Here is an 18,512-nt window from a genome sequence, read left to right on the forward strand (position 1 = left end):
ACTCTCCTGAAGCAATGAAAGCGGTTTTAAGTCGATAGGCTCAATCTTACTCGCATTTGAGGTCGTCATCATGGCTCAAACTCCTTCCACCATGTCGCCGCTAGGCACGAAGGCTCCCGATTTCAGCTTGCTGGAACCCGCGACCGGTCACACCGTGACCTTGGCCGATTTTCGGGGCCGTCCGGCATTGCTAGTCATGTTCATTTCCAATCATTGCCCGTTCGTCAAGCATATCCGCGAAGCGGTGGCGCGCTTTGCGACGAGCTATCGTAGCGAGGGGCTGGCTTGTGTGGCAATCTGCGCCAACGATGCCGTCCGCTATCCCGACGACAGTCCGGCGCGGATCGCCGAGGACGCCAAGGCGTTCGGTTATTCGTTCCCTTATCTGTACGATGAAAGCCAGCAAACCGCCAAGGCGTATCGGGCGGCCTGCACCCCTGATTTTTTCCTGTTCGACGCCGACCGCAAGCTGGTGTATCGCGGCCAGTTCGATGGCAGTCGGCCCGGCAACGGCGCTCCAGTGACCGGCGCCGATCTGCGGGCGGCCGTTGACGCCGTATTAGTGGGTCGGCCGATCTCTTCAGAACAGAAGCCCAGCATCGGGTGCAATATCAAGTGGAAGGCGGGGAACGAGCCGGATTATTGACTTCGGGCGCGCAGCTTCTTGCTGGCCGGTCCATGAGAAGACGCGCAAACGAGCGGAAAAAGCACGGGATGACCGGAGCGCTGGCTCAACCTCACCTCACCGGGTACGGTTCCACCTGAGACCTGAATGAAAAGGCTGGTTCGCTGCCTCTCAAAAAGCGCCAGGCGGTTAGCGCTGATTAAAAGCCAGCGCTAACCGCCTGGGAATCGCCGTTCTTTAAAAAAAGACGGCGCGGCGGTCGCGTTACATGTACTGAGGGACCAGTACCGCCAATACCGCCACAACGGCGGCGACGGAAACGACGATCACTTTCGCCAGATCAGCCATCTCGCTCAGCAAAGAACGGCGTCCGACCTCAGCCGCCGCCGGAATCCCAGCTACAGGTACAGTGGATTTCATAGTTTTATTCCTCTATATTGAACTGATACGTACAGTTTAATTTTACGGGTGCCTATTGTCAAGTGAAACTGTACTTATTAGTCCATTAAAGGAGATCGAACCATCATGAGAACGAAAAGCAGCGCAAAACGACAGGCCATTCTTGATGTCGCCGCGCAAGTCTTCCGCCAACTGGGTTTCGAGGGCGCTTCCATGGGCGAAATTCGCGCGCGGGTCGGTGGCTCGAAGGCCACGCTCTACAACTATTTTTCCTCGAAGGAAGAGTTGTTTTTCGAGGTCATCTTCAGCTCGATAGCGGAAGAATTCGAGACGACCCACGCTTACCTCGATCCTAACGAAAATATTGCGGAGGCGCTGACGATCTTTGGCGAGGGACTCTTGCGCAGTTTGTACGGGCCCGGCGCGATCGAAGTGCGACGCTTGATTTTCGCCGAATCCCGGCGCTCCGATCTCGGCCGAATTTGTTACGAGCGCGGCGTAAAACCGAGCCACGCACGACTTGCCGATTTTCTGCGCGTCGCCATGACTCAGGGCAAGCTTCGGGAGGCCAGTGCATCCGTGGCGGCTTGGCATCTATACGGGTTGCTCGATGCGGAACTGTTCCGGCGCTGCTTCCTGTGCGTGCAGGAAACAGTGACCGAAGAGGAGATTATCGGCTGCGTCCAGCGCGCCATCGCCGTATTCATGGCCGCTTACGGCCAGCCATAGCGCGGCCAAACGGATTCATTTTTCGCGGAAGATCGACGCATTGAAAGCGTCGCCCGATGAGCCTTAATGCTCGATGGTGTAAACCGCGTCGCCGCCGGTCCCGAAGACGTTGCTGGCCGATTCGAGCATCAGATGCTTGGTAAAACGGTACTTGAGGAAAAAGGTGTTGACGGCGTTGAGCAGGCCGATGCCGTAGCCGACATACAGGCGCGGCGTCAGATACTTTCCGACCATGAACGAGGTGCCGCCGCCGCTGCCGCCGCCCAGTTCCGCCGAATCCAACCCGAAGGCGTCGCCCAAACCTTTGCTGAGGGCCCCGGCTTGCCCTGAGCCAAGCGCGCCGGCCGCCTTGAACAGCAGCGCTGATTCGGAGCCGCTGCCACCACCTTGCGGGGCGCGACCCAAGACCAGGTAGGCGAGGATGTCGGGATCGGCCATGGTCGGCGTGGAGAAAAAGCTCAACTTGGGCCTTTTGGCCGTCCCGCGAATCTGGGCGCCGGCTATGATCTCGCTGCCGGAAATGATGTCCCGCTCTTGCCGCGCGACCCGCAATTCCAAGGCGGGATTATCGAGCGGGCTGTTGCTGAACAGCAGTTGGCCGCGTTGGATCTCGATTTCTTCGCCGTAAATCTTGTACTTGCCCGCCACGACTTCGACGTTGCCGGTGCCGCGCGGCGCCAGCTCCGGGGTTTCGACCACCCGCAGATCGCCTTGCAGCTTGCCTTTGAAAGCGGGTGTTTCCAGATACACTTCTTGCCCCAGAACGACGCGCACATCGGCGTAAGTCGTCATGCCGCGCCCTTTCGCTTCCGGTGCCTTGCCGTCGCGCTCCTTGACGATAACGGCGTCGCCGGAGGCGTTGACCGTGCCGGGCCGTTCGCCGCCAGGCCTCAAGAAAGCGCGCGGCACGGTCACCGTGCCTTCCAGCCGAGCGAGCTGCGGCGTGAGGTCGAGCTTCAAATCCGGGCTGATCTGCGCTTGCAGGTTGGTGGTTTTAATGGCCTGAAAATTCTCGCCGGTCACCGTCATGATGAGGTGTTGCTTGGCCGGATCGACCTGTCCGGCCAGTTGCATCCGGCCCGGCTCCGATTCGGCCGAACCGGTCAACTGAAGCGGACCCTGGCCGGTGCTGGTGGCGGCGAACTGAATGTTACGCAGCGTCAGGCCGGCATCCGAAATCGCCATTCCGCCGTTCTCCAAACGAATGTCACCCCGCGCCAGCGGATTGGACGCAGTGCCGGATACGGCTACATTCGCCCGTATCTGCCCCGAGATATCGGTAATTTGCGGCGCGAAAGCCGAGACGATTTTCAAGTCGGTGATGCTGCCGTCGAGCTTGCCGTTCAACCGGGCGGCGCCGAAGGGGTCTTGAACGTTCAAAGAGGCTTGTAGTTGACCGGTTTGCGCTAAATCCAGCCGCGCTTGCAGGTTGGCGGTCCGGCTGTCAGTGACGAGTTGCAGGGTGCTGGCGTTGAAAGCGATCTTGACGGGCCGACCGTTGGCCAGCGTGCTGGCGCTGCCGGGGGCGACGTTCAGATTGGCTTTAGCTTGCAGCGCGCCGCCGATCTTGCCGCTGGCGCTGGCCTCCCCGTTGACGTGGGTCGCCAGCGTGGTGTTTTGCGGTAGAAAACGTTTGAAGCGCTCCGGATTGAGGTCGCTCAACTGTACCCGACCGCTGAAATCACCGGATTGATTCCATTGACCTTGCGCGCACAGGCGGGTCGGAGCGCTGCTCAGACAGGCTGTTTCGAGACTGGCTTCCTTGGCCGAGGCGCGAACCGCTGCCGGTTTTTCCAGAGTCCAGTTGCCGGCCTGGGTATCCTTGGCGCTGAGTTGGGTGATGCGGCCTTGCCAGAGCAGCGCCGGCGTCCGCAACGCGCCCGCGAGCGCGAGTAGGAAATTGCCGGGATCGCCGGCCATCTCCGCCTTGAGCTCGTGCGCGGCCGGAGTGCCGGCGCCGTCGATTTGTACGCTTTTCCATTGCTGCCCGCCCAGCGCTAAGCCCGAGCCAGTAACGTTCAGGCGCGAGCGATTGGCGCCACCAACGTCGATGTTGGCCTCGCCGCGCAACTGCTGGATGTGGGTCGCGCCCTGACGCAGATCGCGCACCGCGAACGTGGTGGCCCACCCCGGTTGGAGGCGGGGACCGCTCAGCTTGCCGGTGCTGGCGACAGTCCCGCTCACGCCTGGAACCAGCGCTTTCAGTTGCGGCGCGTTCAGGGTCCAGGTCAAATCCCAACGTTCGGTCAACGTCCCGCTGGCCTCAACCCGAGCGTCGCCCGCGTCGATCCGCAGGGTTCTGATCGTCAGATTCTGGTTTTGCACGGAAACATCCGCGTTTCCCGCCACTTTCTGACCGCTCAAGGTGCCGGTCAATGGGTCCAGCAGCAGGTTGGCCCGCAAGGCGTTATTTTCCAGACCGCCGTCGGTCTTGAGCTGGAAAGTCAGTTTGCCGGGAACGTCTTTCCAGTGCGCGCCCGGATTCAGCCCCTGGCCGTTCACGGTCGCCCGCCAACTGAGCGCCGGTAACCAAGCGGCGTCGGCGGTCGCTTGCAGGCTGCCTTGCAGGAGCTGGCCGTTCAGTTTGACATCGCGCACCGCCTGATCCGAGCCTTGGCCGTTGATCGTCCAGTTGCTCTTGGGAACGTTCGGGCCTTGCACGTCGGCGGCGGCCAGTTCGAAGCGGTAATCCTTGGGCGTGCCTTCGGCGCTGAATTGACCTTTGGCGCTTTCCACTTGGGCCACGCCTTTCAGCGGCCACGTCAGGGCCTTCCAGTCCCCGGTGAGGTTGAAGCGCTGTTCGGGGAGCTGGACCGTGCCTTGGGTGGCCAGCGTCAACGGCCGGTCGGGGGAGGTGAGACGCAGCTCGTCGAGCTTGATCGACTTGGAATCGCCGGAAGCGTTGAAGCGCAGTGCCGCCGGACCCACATCCGGTACGGTGGCGCTGAGTTCGCCCCGCGCCTGAAACTGCCCCAGAGCGCCTTCGGCCAGATGGACCGTGCCTTGCGCGGTCGAGAGCAGCGACCAGTTGGGGGCATTCACCCGTAAGTCGTCGAGCTTGATGAGCTTGGGATCGCCGGAGGCGCTGAATTGCACGACGGTCGGGCCGAGCTGCGGCGCGGTGGCGTTGAGAGTCCCCGTGGCATTGAACCGGCCGAAGGTCGCTTGAGCGAGCTGCACGTCGCCTCGGGCGGTCAGATTCAACGGGTAAGCCGGGGCGGTCACCTGCAAGTCGCCGAGGTTGATCGCCTTTGGATCGCCGCTAACGGTGAAGCGCACGGTCGTCGGACCCAGTTCCGGCGCGGTGGCGTTGATTTCGCCCCGCCCCTGAAATTTGGCCAGCACGCCTTTGGCCTCCACTCGCGCGGTCAGCGGTTTGCCGGCCAGCGCTGGCGCAAACGGTTTGAGGTCGGTTACGTCCAAGTGGGCCTTGGCCGACCAAGCGGCTTCAGTCAGAGGCCGGCGCACTTCACCATCCAGTTCCAGGGTGGCCGGACCAGTGACTTTATGAGTGATTTGCAAACGGTCGCGCACTTCGCCCTCGATCTGGCCTTGGCGCGGAGGGTGCCGTAAGGGTCCAACGGCGCCTGCCAGCCCAGATCGAGTCTCAACGGATAGTTGCCGGTGGGGTTGACCCTTCCGCTCAAGCGGACCTCACCGAGCGGCGATTTGACGTTCAGGGTGTCGATGTGCAAACCGTCGGCGGCGGTACGGCCCTTGAGGTCGAGGGCGTCGATCTGGACCGGCGGCGCGCCGCCGGGAAGTACGATGCGGATGTCGCGACCTTGCAGTTCGTCGATGGTCACGTTGAGCGGTAATTGCAGGTCCGGGAGGGCGAACGGTTCGGGCGCGGCGGGCGTGTCCTTGCCGGGCGGTAGCTGGACTTCCAGGCCCTCGAACTTCAAGCGGGAGACGTTGAGATGCCGGTCGAACAGGTCGGAGGGCTTCCAGTCGAGATCGGCGCTGGCGAGTTTGACCTTGAGCGGACCATCCTCGTAGCGCAGCCCTTCGACGTGCAGCGGCCCCCACAGCCGGCCGCTGATCTTGGCATAGCTTAACTGGCCCGGCGCGAAGCGGCTGGCCAGCCCCATCAGCGTATTGACGCCGGTTTCGGTGGTGATGGCGATGCTGGCCAGCACGGCCACCAACAGCAGCAGCGCCAGCGGCAGTCCGATCAGCCAAGCAAGTACGCGCCGCGCCGGGGAAGCACCGCTCGCGGGCGGGCGGGCGGCGCTGTCGGATGGCTCGGCTTGCGGCGGCGCGCGGCGCGCGGTGGCGGCAGATTCGCTCAAAGGTCCGGTCCGATGCTGAAGGAGAAGCGGAAGGCATCGCCCGGCGGCTGATCCAGCCCGGTGGCGAAGTCGATGCGCACCGGTCCGACCGGCGAGCGCCAGCGGGCACCGATGCCGGCTCCGGTTTTCAGTTCGGGGCTCGCGCCGTTGAAAGCGTCGCCGCTGTCCACGAACACGGCGACGCCCCAGTTGTCCCAAAGCCGGCGTTCGTATTCCAGACTGCCCACCACCAAATTCTTGCCGCCGATCACTTGACCCTCCTGGTTGGTGGGGCCGATCTTGTTATAGGCGTAACCGCGCACGCTGCTGTCGCCACCGGTGAAAAAGCGCAAGGAGGCCGGCAGCTTTTCGAAGTCTTCCAGAATCGCGGTCGCGCCCAAATCGCCCCGCGCGATGATGCGGTTGTCGTCGTTGAAGGCGTGAATCCACTTGAGGTGCAGCAAGCCTTGCAGGAAGTTGATATCCGACAGCAGGGCCGTCGACGCGCCGCGCACCTCGAAGCCGAACAACAAGCCGCGGCTCGTGAACAGCCGGTCGTCGGCGTCGACCCAGGTCCAGTTCAGCCCCGGAATGATCAGAAACGAGGTGGAACGTGGCTCGTTGCCGATCTGATAATCTTCGTATTGCAGGTTCAAACTATAGATTTTCAGCCACTTGCCGATTTCCTGTTGGAAAAGGCCGCCCAGCGCGATGCGCTCGTAGTCCTGATCGTCATAGTTTTGCTGGGTGTAGCTGGCGGTCAGCGCGTATTCCTCGGTGACCGGATCGCTGCCGGGGATCAGGTATTTGGCGCCGATGAACGATTTGATCGGAGAAAGCTGCAATTCCGCTTCGTAGTGGTGACCCTGACGGTTGACCCAGCGGTTTTCGACTTTCACCTTGCCTCTGACCCCGGTGTCGGTGCCGTAGCCCAGACCGGCGCTGTACTTGTGGCGTTTGTTCGGCTCCAGCTCCACTTCGACCGGTACGGAAACCGTTTTGGCGTCGGGCGAGGCGTTGATTCGGACCTGGCTGAAATAGACGCTGCCGCCGAGATCGCCTTGCAGTCTCAGCAGGTCGTTGGCGTCGTAGGGATCGCTGGGTTTGAAGCGGGGATAGCGGCTCAGCAGTTCGGGCGAGAGGGTGTTTTGCTTGAAGGAGATATCGCCGAAGCGGTAGCGCTTGCCGGTATCGTAGTGCAGCTTGATGACCGCTTCATACGCCTGCAAGTCGATCTGGATGGCATGTTCGACAAAGCGGGCGTCGAAATAACCGCGTTCGGTGGCCAGCGCTTCCAGATTCTGCTTGAATTGCTCGTATTTGGCGTGTTCGAGGGTTTGACCTTTGGCCAGCGGTTTCTGGGCCAGCAGCTTCTGAAAAACGGGGTCTTGAGCGGCTTCGCCGAGCATTCGGACATCCACCAAAGCGATGGGCAACGGCCGGCCAGGCTGGATGCGGTAGCGGGCTTCCCAACCGCTGGCGGTCTGGTTCAGGGCGCTTTCGACCTTGGGTTCGTAATAGCCGAACGGTTGCAGCGCTTCCTGAATGTGGCGCTCGGCGTTGGCGTGCAGCCACTGCAACTCGGTTTCGACCGGCGCGGGTTTGCCGTTGAAGCGGTTGATGTCGAGATGCCCCAAGACATTATCCCGCAACGGTCCCTCCACGCCTTCGACGCTCACGACGAGCGTGCCGGTTGCGGTGGCGCCGTCAGTCGGGGTGGGCGGTTCGGGCTGTTGCTGGGCGGTGACCGGCGCGGCCGGGAACAGCAGGCAGCAGAGCAAAAGCCAGGCGCGGATCAGATGAGGACTCGAACCAAATCGGGTCATGACAAAATCGGTGGTTGGCGTAGGATGAGATGGCAACGAATGGAGGTCGCGAGGATGAGACGGTTTGAAAACCGTGGTTTTCTCCAGCGCGGTCTGGTGAATCGGTGACGCTTGGAATCGGTTTAACATATTTCGCGGAGTCCGAAAACGCTTGACGCCGTGATTTTGCGAACAGTTTGGAATTCACTATGCCTGATTTGCAATGCCCCACACTCGACTTTTTCGTCGGCAATACACCTCTGGTTCGGTTTCAGCACCTGCCGGTTCATACCCATAACCTGCTTTTAGGCAAGCTGGAAGGCAACAATCCGGCGGGTTCGGTCAAGGATCGTCCGGCGCTGAGCATGATCCAGCAAGCCGAAGCGCGCGGCGCGATCCGGCCCGGCGATGTGCTGATCGAAGCGACCAGCGGCAACACCGGTATCGCGCTGGCGATGATCGCGGCCATGAAGGGTTACCGGCTGTTGCTGGTGATGCCGGAGAATCAGACTGCGGAACGCCGCGCGGCGATGCAAGCCTACGGGGCCGAACTGGTGCTGGTCAGCACGGCGGAGGGCATGGAAGGCGCCCGCGATCTGGCGGCGCGGCTGGAGCAGGACGGCAAAGGCCGGGTGTTGGACCAATTCGCCAATCCCGACAATCCGCTGGCGCATTATCAAACGACCGGCCCGGAAATCTGGCGCGACACGCAAGGGAAAATCACCCATTTCGTCAGCGCGATGGGGACCACCGGCACCATCATGGGGGTATCCCGTTATCTGAAGGAGCAAAGCTCCAGCGTGCAAATCGTCGGCGTGCAGCCGACCGAGGGTTCGAGCATCGCCGGCATCCGCCGCTGGCCGCCCGACTATCTGCCGAAAATCTACGATCCGACGCGGGTGGATCGAATCCTGGATGTCAGTCAGCTCGAAGCCGAACACCTGACCCGCCGGCTGGCCCGCGAAGAGGGGATCTGTTGCGGCGTGTCCTCGGGCGGAGCGGTGGCGGCGGCGTTGCGGCTGGCGGAGGAGGTGGCAAACGCGGTTATTGTCACCATCATCTGCGACCGGGGCGACCGCTACTTGTCCACTGGTCTGTTTGCGGATTGAGAAGCCGCCAATGGGAAAATCAGCGGCCAAAAAACGTCAGGCGCTGGCGGCGCTAGCGTCGTTTGTCGCCCGCATCGAAGACCTGACGCACGAAGGAATGGGGGTGGCGCGGCGAGAGGGCAAGACGGTATTCGTTGAAGGCGGGTTGCCGGGCGAGAGCGTGGAATGCGTTTATACCGCCCGTCGGAGCCGACGCGATGAAGCGCGCGTCGTCCGCATTCTCGAACCCGCGCCAGAACGGGTCGAACCCCGCTGCCCCCATTTCAGTTTCTGCGGCGGTTGCGCCTTGCAACATCTCGCTCCCGTCAGCCAATTGGCCAGCAAGCAACGCGGGTTGCTGGATAGCCTGACCCACATCGGCAGGCTCGAACCGGATCGAGTGCTAGAGCCCATGACCGGGCCGCTGTGGGGCTACCGACGGCGGGCGCGGCTGGGGGTCAAATGGGTCGCCAAGAAGGGGCGGGTGCTGGTGGGGTTTCGCGAGCGGCACAGCCCTTATGTCGCCGATTTGAAGCGTTGCGAAGTGTTGGACGGACGCGTCGGCGGCTTGCTGGAGGAGCTGGCGCGGCTGGTCGAAAGCCTGTCGGTGCGCGAGCGGCTGCCACAAATTGAAGTCGCTTGCGGCGATGCGGTCGCGGCGTTGAGCCTGCGGGTGCTGGCCCCGCCGAGCGAGAGCGATTTGCGGTCGCTTCGGGCGTTTGGCGAGCGCTATGGCTTGGCGCTTTACCTGCAACCGGGCGGGCCGGACAGCGTGCGGCCGTTGGATTTGGCGGCGCCGGCGCTGAGCTATCGTTTGCCGGGTTTCGAGCTGGATTTGGCGTTCGAGCCTTATCACTTCATTCAGATCAACGCCGCGCTCAACCGGCAACTGATCGAGCGCGCTTGCGACTTGCTGGAGGTCGGGCCGGAGGATCGGGTGCTGGATTTGTTCTGTGGGTTGGGTAATTTCAGCTTGGCGATGGCGCGGCGGGCGCGGGAAGTGGTCGGTGTGGAAGGGGACAGCCGCCTGGTCGAATGGGCCCGACGCAACGCGGTGCGCAACGACATCGGCAACGCGACCTTTGCCGTCGCCGATCTCGCTGGCGATTTGGCGGGGCAGCCGTGGCTGCAAGGGGGCTACGACAAGGTGCTGCTCGATCCGCCCCGCTCCGGCGCGCTGGAGCTGATGGCGCACGTGGCGGCGTTGGGCCCGCGCCGGGTGGTTTACGTGTCCTGTCACCCCGCCACGCTGGCGCGTGATGTCGGCGTGCTGGGGCAGCGGTTTGGTTACCGGCTCGACAGTGTGGGCGTGGTGGATATGTTTCCGCACACGACCCACGTGGAGTCGGTGGCGGTGCTGGTCCGCGACCCCGTGAAAGTTGAGTAGCGCTAGGGCGCTCCAGGAAAAACGCAGCGACCGGCGGCGAATCTAAAAGTGGCATAAAAAATGCAAAACATTTCGGAGCCATCCTTTTTCGAACGCCATGCCCATCCAGCAAATCCGATCGCTTTCCCTGCGCCAAAAAATGTTGGCGTTGAATGTACTCGGTGGCGCGGTGACGATGTTGGCGACCTTGGTGCTGTTTTCGTTTATTTATTTTTATTCCGCCCAGCAACGCCTGACTGACCATGCCATCACCACCGCGCGGTTGCTGGCGCAAAACCTCACGTCGATGGTGGTGTTTGGAGATCGACAGTCCGCCCAAAGCTTGCTGACCTCCTTCGACCAGCACCCCGATGTGCCGATGGCGGCCGTTTATGATGAAAAAGGTCAAATTTTTGCAACGTGGACGCAGCCCAAAAGCCCTTCCAAGGAAGTCGTGATCCCCGCCGCGCCCGCCGGTCTCGAAGCTGGCTTTACCCGGCTTGAGGCCGGACAACTCGAAATCGTCGTCCCCCTGTTGCAACAGAGAGAACGGATCGGCGCGTTTCTGTTGCGGGTAAGTTTGCGCTCCATCGGGCGCGAAATTCAGCACTTTATGGCTATCGGTTTGGCGCTCACCCTGAGCGCTATCGCGTTGGCTGCCATCTTGCTGCATCGGCTCCAGCTGCGCGCTTTGGCTCCTGTATTCGAACTGTCAAATTTGGCCGAACGGGTCGCGTTGCAATACGACTACGGTCTGCGCGCCCGCGCCCGCGGCGATGATGAGATGGGGCGCTTGGCCCAGTGCTTCAATGAGATGCTGGAGCGCATTGAGGCCAGGGAAAAGGCGCTCAACGCCGAAATCGGCGAGCGTCTGGCGGTGGAGCAAAAGCTGGATCGCCTCGCGCACTATGACAGCCTCACGCAATTGCCCAACCGACACCTGTTCCAAAAAGAACTCCAGCGTATCGTGGATGAAACGGTTGTCGGAAAGCAACTGGCGGCTTTGATGTTCATCGATCTGGATAACTTCAAATACGCCAACGACGCGGCCGGCCACGATGCGGGAGATTTGTTGTTGAAGGTGGTGGCCAAGCGATTGTCAGCGGTTCTGCGCAACTCGGATACGCTGTGCCGTTTGGGGGGAGATGAGTTTGCGGCGATCCTGCCTCAACTGAGCAGCGCCTCCCAGGCGGAAGCCTTGGCCGAGCGGCTCATCGCCGCCGTCAATGGGCCCATTCTGATCCGTGGGGTCGAGATGCAAGTCGGCGCCAGTATCGGAATCGCTTGGTGTCCCGTGCACGCCGCGGACCCCGGACTTCTGCTGCGGCAAGCGGATATGGCCATGTATGTCGCCAAGCAGGCGGGCAAGAATACCTACCGTCATTTCGATCGCGTCATGATGTTCGACAACGAAAGCCATCCCGCTCTCCAGGCGTTCCTCGATACCGAAAATGCCGTGGTGGAGTAACAGCGAACGTGGAGGCGCGCCCCGGAGCCGGTCGGTTGGGCCACTTTTCCGGATCGGCTTCTACAGCAGCGGCAATTCCCATGATGCCGATCCCGCCAATCCCATTTTTGCGATGGATGCGCTCGGGCGAGATGGGTTCGATTTCCAGTTCAAATTGAACCTTGGGTTTTAACCATGCCGCGCCGTCGGCTACTGCTCGCATGGCTGAGTTTCCTGCCGCGCGCTTTTGACGGGGCGGCGGGATGGGCGGAAACGGCGGATGAATCCGAGCTGAAAGCCGCTTATATCTACCGTTTTGCCCAGTTCACCTGGTGGGCGAAGCCACCGTCCGATGAGTTTGACTTTTGCTTCCAGGGCCAGCATTCGGTCGGCGAGGGCTTGCGGCAGCTTCGCGGGAAAACCGTGGGGGATGCACCGGTCAACGTAGTGCGGGTCGATTCGCCCGAGGCGGCCAAAACCTGCCATGTCCTGTTCCTGCATCCCGCCAAGCGCGGCGAACTGGTGGAGTGGGTGAGTGCGCTGGCAGCGCGGCCGATTTTGCTGGCCAGCGACTCACCGGACGCTTTTCAGGAAAACGTCATGATCGTGTTTGCGATGGAACCCAACCGTGTCTCGTTCAAAATCAACCTCAGTCAGGCGCGTGCTTCAGGATTGTTTCTAAGCGCCCAAATGCTCAAGCTCGCTCAAGAGATACGCTAGTACCAACAATCGTTCCAACATTCCGGCCGGTCGGGTTCAGTATTGAATAGTTGCTATAATTTCGAGATACTTGCCAGATAAAAATAATAAGAACTGTTTAGAACTTTAGCGGCAATTAGCGGAATGCCAGAACCTATTCGCCGCTCCAGCGCGACTAGGACTCGAATATCGCGCTAGTGTTTTTCGGTAAGAGTCATGAATCACGGGTTCCGGCCGATCCAGGAATGGCTGAAGTGGGCTGTTTCACAGGCAAAGCAAACAAGCTTTTAAGAGACGCGTTGCAAATGCCAAGGAATTGTCGGTGGTAGGAATCGATGGGCTGGATAAAAGCCGTCTGGAGTTCGTGCCTGAGGCCTGATCCGCTGTGCCGACCGCCATCGAACGCAGCTTCCACGAGCTGGCGAAAAGGCCTTTTGAGAGCCTGGCAGGATACTGATTTGAAGAGAGGAACGCAATGAAAGGGCAGCAGGCGTATAGACGGTTCGGCGCGGTGCCAGCACTAATGGTAGGGGCTGGTCTGAGCTTCACGACCGGATTCGCGGGAGCTGGCGAGCCGGATTTGACCCAGTTCAGCATCGAAGATCTGATGCAAGTCAAAGTGGTGTCGGCCGCCAAAATCGAACAATCCCTGCAAGATACGGCGGCGGCGATTTTCGTCATCACCGCCGACGATATCCGCCGGTCGGGCGCGACCAGCATCCCCGAGGCGCTACGGCTCGCGCCCGGCGTGGAAGCGGCGCGCATCGATGCCAGCCGCTGGTCGGTCACCATCCGCGGCTTCAACGGCCGCTTCGCCAACAAATTGCTGGTGATGGTCGACGGGCGCTCCATTTACACGCCGCTGTTTTCCGGCGTGCATTGGGAGGTGCAGGGTCCGCCGCTGGACGAGATCGAGCGCATCGAAGTGATCCGGGGTCCCGGTGGTAGCCTGTGGGGCGCCAACGCCGTCAACGGCGTGATCAACATCATTACCCGACGCGCCGGGGATACTTTCGGAGGACTGGCGACGCTGACCGCGGGCACCGAGGAGCGAGCCATCGCCGGCGTGCGCCTTGGCGGCCGACTGGGCGAGCGGTCGCAGTATCGCGTATACGGGCAATTTGCCGAACGCGATGGCCTGGTCGCGACGGACGGGCATGATGCCGGCGATGGCTGGCGCATCGGCAAGGGCGGTTTTCGGCTGGACTGGACGCCCTCGACCGCCGACACGTTCATCGTGCAAGGCGATCTCTACAATGCCGATTTCGAACAGAATTTCGTGCTACCCAGCTTCGCGCCGCCGTACGCGACCCGTTCGTTGGCCTCGGTCGACGCGACCGGCGGCAGCTTGCAAGCCCGCTGGGAGCGGCAGTATTCGGCCACCTCAAAGATCAGCTTGCAGGCTTACTACCAGTATGAGGACCGCAAGGACCCGCTGTATGTCGCCGATCTGGATACCTTCGATCTCGATTTTCAGCACAGTTTTCCGCTGGGCGACCGGCAGGAAATCGTGTGGGGGCTGGGTTATCGGACCAATCGGGATCAGTTTACCGATACGGCCATCAGTAAGGTCAGGCCCGCTCGGTCGACCGCCGAACTGTTCAGCGCTTTCGTGCAGGATCAATTCGAACTGGTTCCGAAGCGCTTGTATTTGACCGGCGGCGTCAAGGTGGAGCATAACGACCTCAGCGGCTGGGAATGGCAGCCCAGCGCGCGGGCGCTCTGGACGCCGCATCCCGACCACCGGCTGTGGGCAGCGGCCTCGCGCGCCGTGCGCACGCTCTCGCGCGGCGAGCAAGATGCGGAGCGGATCAATGTGTTGATCGCGCCGCCTTCGCCTTTTACCGGTAACTTGCCCGCGCTGGTATCTCTCGGCAGCGGGAAGCGGACGCTCGATCCAGAGGAGCTGACCGCTTACGAGATCGGCTATCGCGCTCGCCTGACCGAGCAGCTTTCCGTCGATGCCACGTTTTTTTACCATGATTACGACCGCTTGCTGGTCGGAAATCTTGGAACGCCTTTGTTTGAAGCCACGCCGCCGCATCTGTTGCTGCCGATTTTCCTGACCAATACCGGCTCGGGCGCTAAGAGCGGCTTCGAATTGGCGTCGGACTGGCGACCGGCCGACCGCTGGCGTTTGCGCTTGACGTATTCCTACTTGGACTCCGATCTAAACGATGACGTTACTGGCGGTCCTATTTATAGTGATGGCAATCACCAGCAGGTTTCGTTATTTTCATCTTGGAATCCACGAGACGATCTGGATGTCGATGTATGGCTGCGCTATGTCGACGGCAATGAAACCAATCGGGTCTCTTATACCGGAGCCAATAAGATCAAACCCTATGCGAGCTTGGATCTGCGGCTGGCTTGGCGCCCTCGCAAAGAGCTCGAACTCTCGTTGGTCGGCGCTAATTTGTTGGAGGATCGCCACTTGGAATTCGTGCAGGAAGCTTTCGCGTTCCCGGTCGAAGTGGAGCGCAGCCTTTATGGCCAAGTGAAATGGGCTTTCTGAAACGCTCACCACACCCCGTTTCATCCAACGGTTATCGGGTTGTGACCCACTCGCGGGCCGCGAGCGGGCGATCTCGCCAGGCATCGGGTTGGTGGCATTGGCTAGCGGTAGCGCCTAAGTGGTTGCTGGGTGGTTTGTTACTGGCCGTCGAGCTTCAGGCCGGTGAATTCGATGAATACGCCGTCAAGGCGGCTTATCTCTACAATTTCGCCAAGTTCGTGGAATGGCCGGCCGAGGCGTTCGCCGACCCGACGGCGGCTTTGACCATTTGTATAGCCGGCGACAACCCATTCGGTGATGCGCTGGCAACACTCTCCGGCAAGATGGTGGAGAGCCATGCGGTGATGGTGCGTCACATTCCCGCGGCGACCGGCCTCGACCAGTGCCATATCGTCTTTATCGGGCGCGCCGAGCAAGGGCGAATCAAGCCCCTGCTGGCCAAACTCGCGCGCCTGCCGATACTGACCGTCAGCGACAGTAGCGATTTCGCTCAGGGAGGTGGGATGATCGGCTTGATCGAGGCCGAACAGCGCATTCGTTTCAACATCAATCTGGCCGCTACCCGTCAGGCTAATCTCAAGCTGAGCTCCCAGCTGCTCAAGTTGGCCACCATCGTGGAATAGGGTGGTAGAGAACCTGCATGATCGCCTTTGACAAGCTGTCGGTAAAAAATAAATTGATGGCGGTCATGCTGCTGACCAACGCCCTGGTATTGCTGGCGGTCGGGGTGGCGCTGCTCGTCAACGAAACCGTTTCCCAACGCAAGGTCGCTCAGGCGCAGTTGATCACCTTGGCCGATGTCATCGGCGCCAACGCCGCTTCCGCGCTGCTTTTCAACGACCTCAAGGCGCTCGAACAAAATCTGGCGGTGCTGCGCGCCAAACCTGATGTGCCCTATGCAGCCATCGACGATCCCGACGAAAAGCTGCTGGCTGAATACCGCGTGCCCGGCTTGACGGACCTGCAACGGAATCAAGCACGCCAGTGGCATAAGGAACTGGAAGTCCAATACGAGAGGCCGGGCGCGACGGTCAAGCAGTCCGTGATCAGCGAAGGCGGACTGTTTGGAATCCAGTCGCGAATGTTGGCCGTCAAGGTGCCTATAGCTCAGGATAACCAACTCCTTGGCTACGTCGAGATTTATTCGGATCTGCGGGATCTGAGCGGAAGCTTGCAACGCTACTATTGGATTCTCGCGGGCTTGCTGGCGGGATCGCTGGTTTTGGCGGCCTTGTTGGCGGCGCGGTTTCAAAAGGTGATTTCGGCGCCGATCGTGAGCTTGCGCCAAGCCATGAGCGGCATCGCCGATACCCGAGATTATTCGGTTCGGGTACCCCGCACCACCTCCGATGAATTAGGGGCGCTGGTGGACGGATTCAACGGCATGTTGACCCACATCCAGCAGCGCGACGCGGAGTTGGCCACTTATAACGCCCGCCTGGAACAAGACGTTGCCGCGCGCACCGACGATCTTTCACTCGCCAACGCCGAACTGTGCGGTTTGGTTCAGGAACTCAGTGACGCCAAGGAACGGGCCGAGGCGGTCAGTCAGGCCAAATCCCAGTTCCTGGCCAACATGAGCCACGAAATCCGCACTCCCATGAACGGCGTGCTGGGCATGGCCGATTTATTGTTGGGCACCGAATTGGGCCCCAAGCAGCAATGGTTCGCCAAGATCATCAAACAGTCCGGGACCAACCTGCTCCGAATCATCAACGATGTTCTGGATTTCTCCAAGATCGAAGCGGGCAAACTGGAATTGGAGAGCGTGGAGTTTTCGCTGCGGGCATTAGTTGAGGAAGCGACCATGCTCTTCGCTGAAAGCGCGCAACGCAAGGGTTTAGAGCTGGTTTGTGCGATGCCGCCGCAAGCGCTTTGGGTGCGAGGCGATCCGGGACGGTTGCGGCAGATCTTGAGCAATTTGCTGGGTAACGCCATCAAATTCACCGAGCGGGGTGAAATCGTGTTGCGGGTGGTGGTGCTGGATACGCCCTCGGATAGTCTTTGCGTGCAATTCGTCGTGAGTGATTCTGGTATTGGCATCCCGATGCTAGACCAGCAGCGTATTTTCAGCGCGTTCGACCAAGCCGATGGGTCGATGACTCGCAAGTATGGCGGGACCGGACTGGGTCTGACCATCTCCAAGCAGCTGGTGGAATTGATGGGGGGCGTAATATCGGTCAACAGCGCTGAAGGGCGCGGTTCGGCCTTCGGATTTGTGCTGCGAATGGAGCGACCGGCAACCGCTCCCGCCGAACCCGCCCTCACCGCCGAACTGCCGCGGGCTCGGCTGTTGGTCGTCGACGACAATCCCACCAGCGCCAGCATCGTGCGCGAGCAATTGATGGGGTGGGGTTTGCGGGCGGATACCGCCGCCACCAGCAAAGACGCTTTGCGGCAATTGCGCGCCGCTTGCATCGCTGGCGATCCCTACCAGATCGCGCTGCTGGACGAGCAGATGCCAGAAATTAGCGGCCCGGATCTCGCCCTGGCGATTCGTGCGGATCTCCAACTGCGCGATACCCTGCTGGTGCTGTTGGCGATCTCGATGTTTCAGGAGTCGCTGCGCGAAAAGTCGCTACGGGCGAAGTTCGAGGCCCAACTCAACAAGCCGGTCCTGCAAACGCCGTTGCGAGAATGCTTGCGCCAGTTGCTGGCGGGTGATGGCGCGGAGCCGCTTTCCAGAGCCGTAATAAACCCGGAGTGTCAGCCAGATTTGACGCAATATCCGGGCGCGCGCATTCTGGTGGTCGAGGATAATCTGGTGAACCAGGAAGTCGCCAGCGCCACGCTCTTGCAGTTCGGCTGCGACGTGACGATCGTCAACAACGGTCAAGAAGGACTCGAAAGGTTGGAGCGGGAATCTTACGATCTGGTGTTGATGGATTGTCAGATGCCGGTGATGGATGGCTTTCAAGCCACCGAGCTGATTCGCAAGCGCGAGCGCCATGCGGCGTTGGCGAAGGATCGGCCCGGGAAACGCCAAGCGGTCGTGGCCTTGACCGCCCACGCCATCAGCGGGGATCGCGATCGCTGTCTGAAAGTGGGCATGGACGATTACTTGAGCAAGCCCTTTAGCCGGGAGGATATGAGCGTGATCTTAAAGCGATGGCTGCCCGCTGCGTTAGCCAAGTCTCCCACTCCCCAAGCGCCAGAGGTTAATGCCGGATCGTCGTCCGCTGAAGCGGCTGAGCCTGTGGCTGCGAGCATCGATCAAGAGGTTTTGGAAAAAATCCGGACGCTCGAACGCAACGGCGCCCCCAATCTGGTGGCTCGGTTGGTGGGGCTTTATCTAAAGGGAACGCCGCCGCTGATCGAACAGATGAAGAAAGCGTGCGCCGATGCGGATTGCGGCGCGCTGCGCATGGCGGCGCATACCTTGAAGTCCAGCAGCGCCAACGTCGGCGCCATGAAGCTTCATGAATTGTGCAAGGAATTGGAGTCACAGGCGCGCAACCAGCAAATCGACGATGCGGCGGAGCGGATCGCCGGTATCGAACAGGCCTTTCTGGCGGCTCAGAGCGTGTTGCATCAAGAGCTCGCCTGAGCTGTGGGCCGGCTTGGCCGG

At 61.0% G+C, this 18,512-nt stretch carries 13 protein-coding genes; 9 read left to right on the top strand and 4 right to left on the bottom strand.

Translation table 11 applies throughout. From position 1 onward, the window contains the following. The first annotated feature begins 70 nt into the window (after positions 1-70). Positions 71-646, top strand: coding sequence for a thioredoxin family protein (locus IPK09_02270; protein ID MBK7982440.1), 576 nt, complete (start codon positions 71-73; stop codon positions 644-646). 243 nt (positions 647-889) lie between these two features. Here IPK09_02270 and IPK09_02275 read toward each other — a convergent pair whose 3' ends face one another. Beyond that, complete coding sequence (locus tag IPK09_02275) at positions 890-1,045, bottom strand: hypothetical protein (protein MBK7982441.1); 156 nt, start codon at positions 1,043-1,045, stop codon at positions 890-892. Between the two features lie 105 nt (positions 1,046-1,150). On the opposite strand from IPK09_02275, the gene IPK09_02280 reads away from it, so the two are divergent. Then, on the top strand, positions 1,151-1,753 hold the full coding sequence (locus tag IPK09_02280; protein ID MBK7982442.1) for a TetR/AcrR family transcriptional regulator: 603 nt from the start codon (positions 1,151-1,153) through the stop codon (positions 1,751-1,753). Between the two features lie 63 nt (positions 1,754-1,816). Here IPK09_02280 and IPK09_02285 read toward each other — a convergent pair whose 3' ends face one another. Genes IPK09_02285 through IPK09_02295 form a run of 3 tightly spaced genes read right to left on the bottom strand, consistent with a single transcriptional unit; the run spans position 1,817 to position 7,850 of the window. Then, positions 1,817-5,287 carry a translocation/assembly module TamB domain-containing protein gene (locus IPK09_02285; GenBank protein MBK7982443.1) on the bottom strand — a complete coding sequence of 1,157 codons (3,471 nt, stop codon included), beginning with the start codon at positions 5,285-5,287 and terminating at the stop codon, positions 1,817-1,819. Next, entirely contained in the window at positions 5,206-6,045 is an 840-nt protein-coding gene (locus tag IPK09_02290) for a hypothetical protein (GenBank protein MBK7982444.1), read from the bottom strand. Before IPK09_02290 ends, IPK09_02285 begins: the two co-directional genes overlap by 82 nt. Next, on the bottom strand, positions 6,042-7,850 hold the full coding sequence (locus IPK09_02295) for an outer membrane protein assembly factor (GenBank protein MBK7982445.1): 1,809 nt from the start codon (positions 7,848-7,850) through the stop codon (positions 6,042-6,044). The genes IPK09_02290 and IPK09_02295 overlap by 4 nt, the downstream gene beginning before the upstream one ends. Before the next feature lie 188 nt (positions 7,851-8,038). Here IPK09_02295 and cysM point away from each other — a divergent pair, with 188 nt between their 5' ends. From cysM to IPK09_02330, 7 genes are all read left to right on the top strand, one after another. Continuing rightward, a complete protein-coding gene (gene cysM / locus IPK09_02300) occupies positions 8,039-8,938 on the top strand; it encodes a cysteine synthase CysM (protein ID MBK7982446.1) in 900 nt (299 codons plus the stop codon). Positions 8,939-8,948: 10 nt separating this feature from the next. Continuing rightward, positions 8,949-10,304, top strand: coding sequence for a 23S rRNA (uracil(1939)-C(5))-methyltransferase RlmD (gene rlmD / locus IPK09_02305; GenBank protein ID MBK7982447.1), 1,356 nt, complete (start codon positions 8,949-8,951; stop codon positions 10,302-10,304). Positions 10,305-10,443: 139 nt separating this feature from the next. Further along, entirely contained in the window at positions 10,444-11,751 is a 1,308-nt protein-coding gene (locus IPK09_02310) for a diguanylate cyclase (protein MBK7982448.1), read from the top strand. A 174-nt stretch (positions 11,752-11,925) separates the two neighbouring features. Beyond that, positions 11,926-12,450 carry a YfiR family protein gene (locus IPK09_02315; protein ID MBK7982449.1) on the top strand — a complete coding sequence of 175 codons (525 nt, stop codon included), beginning with the start codon at positions 11,926-11,928 and terminating at the stop codon, positions 12,448-12,450. 454 nt (positions 12,451-12,904) lie between these two features. Continuing rightward, a complete protein-coding gene (locus IPK09_02320; GenBank protein MBK7982450.1) occupies positions 12,905-14,944 on the top strand; it encodes a TonB-dependent receptor in 2,040 nt (679 codons plus the stop codon). 122 nt (positions 14,945-15,066) lie between these two features. Continuing rightward, entirely contained in the window at positions 15,067-15,567 is a 501-nt protein-coding gene (locus IPK09_02325) for a YfiR family protein (GenBank protein ID MBK7982451.1), read from the top strand. Positions 15,568-15,584: 17 nt separating this feature from the next. Next, positions 15,585-18,491, top strand: a complete 2,907-nt coding sequence (locus tag IPK09_02330; protein ID MBK7982452.1) for a response regulator — start codon at positions 15,585-15,587, stop codon at positions 18,489-18,491. Positions 18,492-18,512: the final 21 nt, after the last annotated feature.

The sequence above is a fragment of the Candidatus Competibacteraceae bacterium genome (assembly GCA_016713505.1).
Classification (GTDB): Bacteria; Pseudomonadota; Gammaproteobacteria; order Competibacterales; family Competibacteraceae; genus Competibacter_A.

What these genes read in the sequence shown, in the direction of transcription:
- IPK09_02315 (MBK7982449.1), top strand. Translation starts at nt 11,926, where the DNA reads ATGCCGCGCCGTCGGCTACTGCTCGCATGGCTGAGTTTCCTGCCGCGC.
- rlmD (MBK7982447.1), top strand. Translation starts at nt 8,949, where the DNA reads ATGGGAAAATCAGCGGCCAAAAAACGTCAGGCGCTGGCGGCGCTAGCG.
- IPK09_02320 (MBK7982450.1), top strand. Translation starts at nt 12,905, where the DNA reads ATGAAAGGGCAGCAGGCGTATAGACGGTTCGGCGCGGTGCCAGCACTA.
- IPK09_02295 (MBK7982445.1), bottom strand. Translation starts at nt 7,850, where the DNA reads ATGACCCGATTTGGTTCGAGTCCTCATCTGATCCGCGCCTGGCTTTTG.
- cysM (MBK7982446.1), top strand. Translation starts at nt 8,039, where the DNA reads ATGCCTGATTTGCAATGCCCCACACTCGACTTTTTCGTCGGCAATACA.
- IPK09_02280 (MBK7982442.1), top strand. Translation starts at nt 1,151, where the DNA reads ATGAGAACGAAAAGCAGCGCAAAACGACAGGCCATTCTTGATGTCGCC.
- IPK09_02310 (MBK7982448.1), top strand. Translation starts at nt 10,444, where the DNA reads ATGTTGGCGTTGAATGTACTCGGTGGCGCGGTGACGATGTTGGCGACC.
- IPK09_02270 (MBK7982440.1), top strand. Translation starts at nt 71, where the DNA reads ATGGCTCAAACTCCTTCCACCATGTCGCCGCTAGGCACGAAGGCTCCC.
- IPK09_02275 (MBK7982441.1), bottom strand. Translation starts at nt 1,045, where the DNA reads ATGAAATCCACTGTACCTGTAGCTGGGATTCCGGCGGCGGCTGAGGTC.
- IPK09_02330 (MBK7982452.1), top strand. Translation starts at nt 15,585, where the DNA reads ATGATCGCCTTTGACAAGCTGTCGGTAAAAAATAAATTGATGGCGGTC.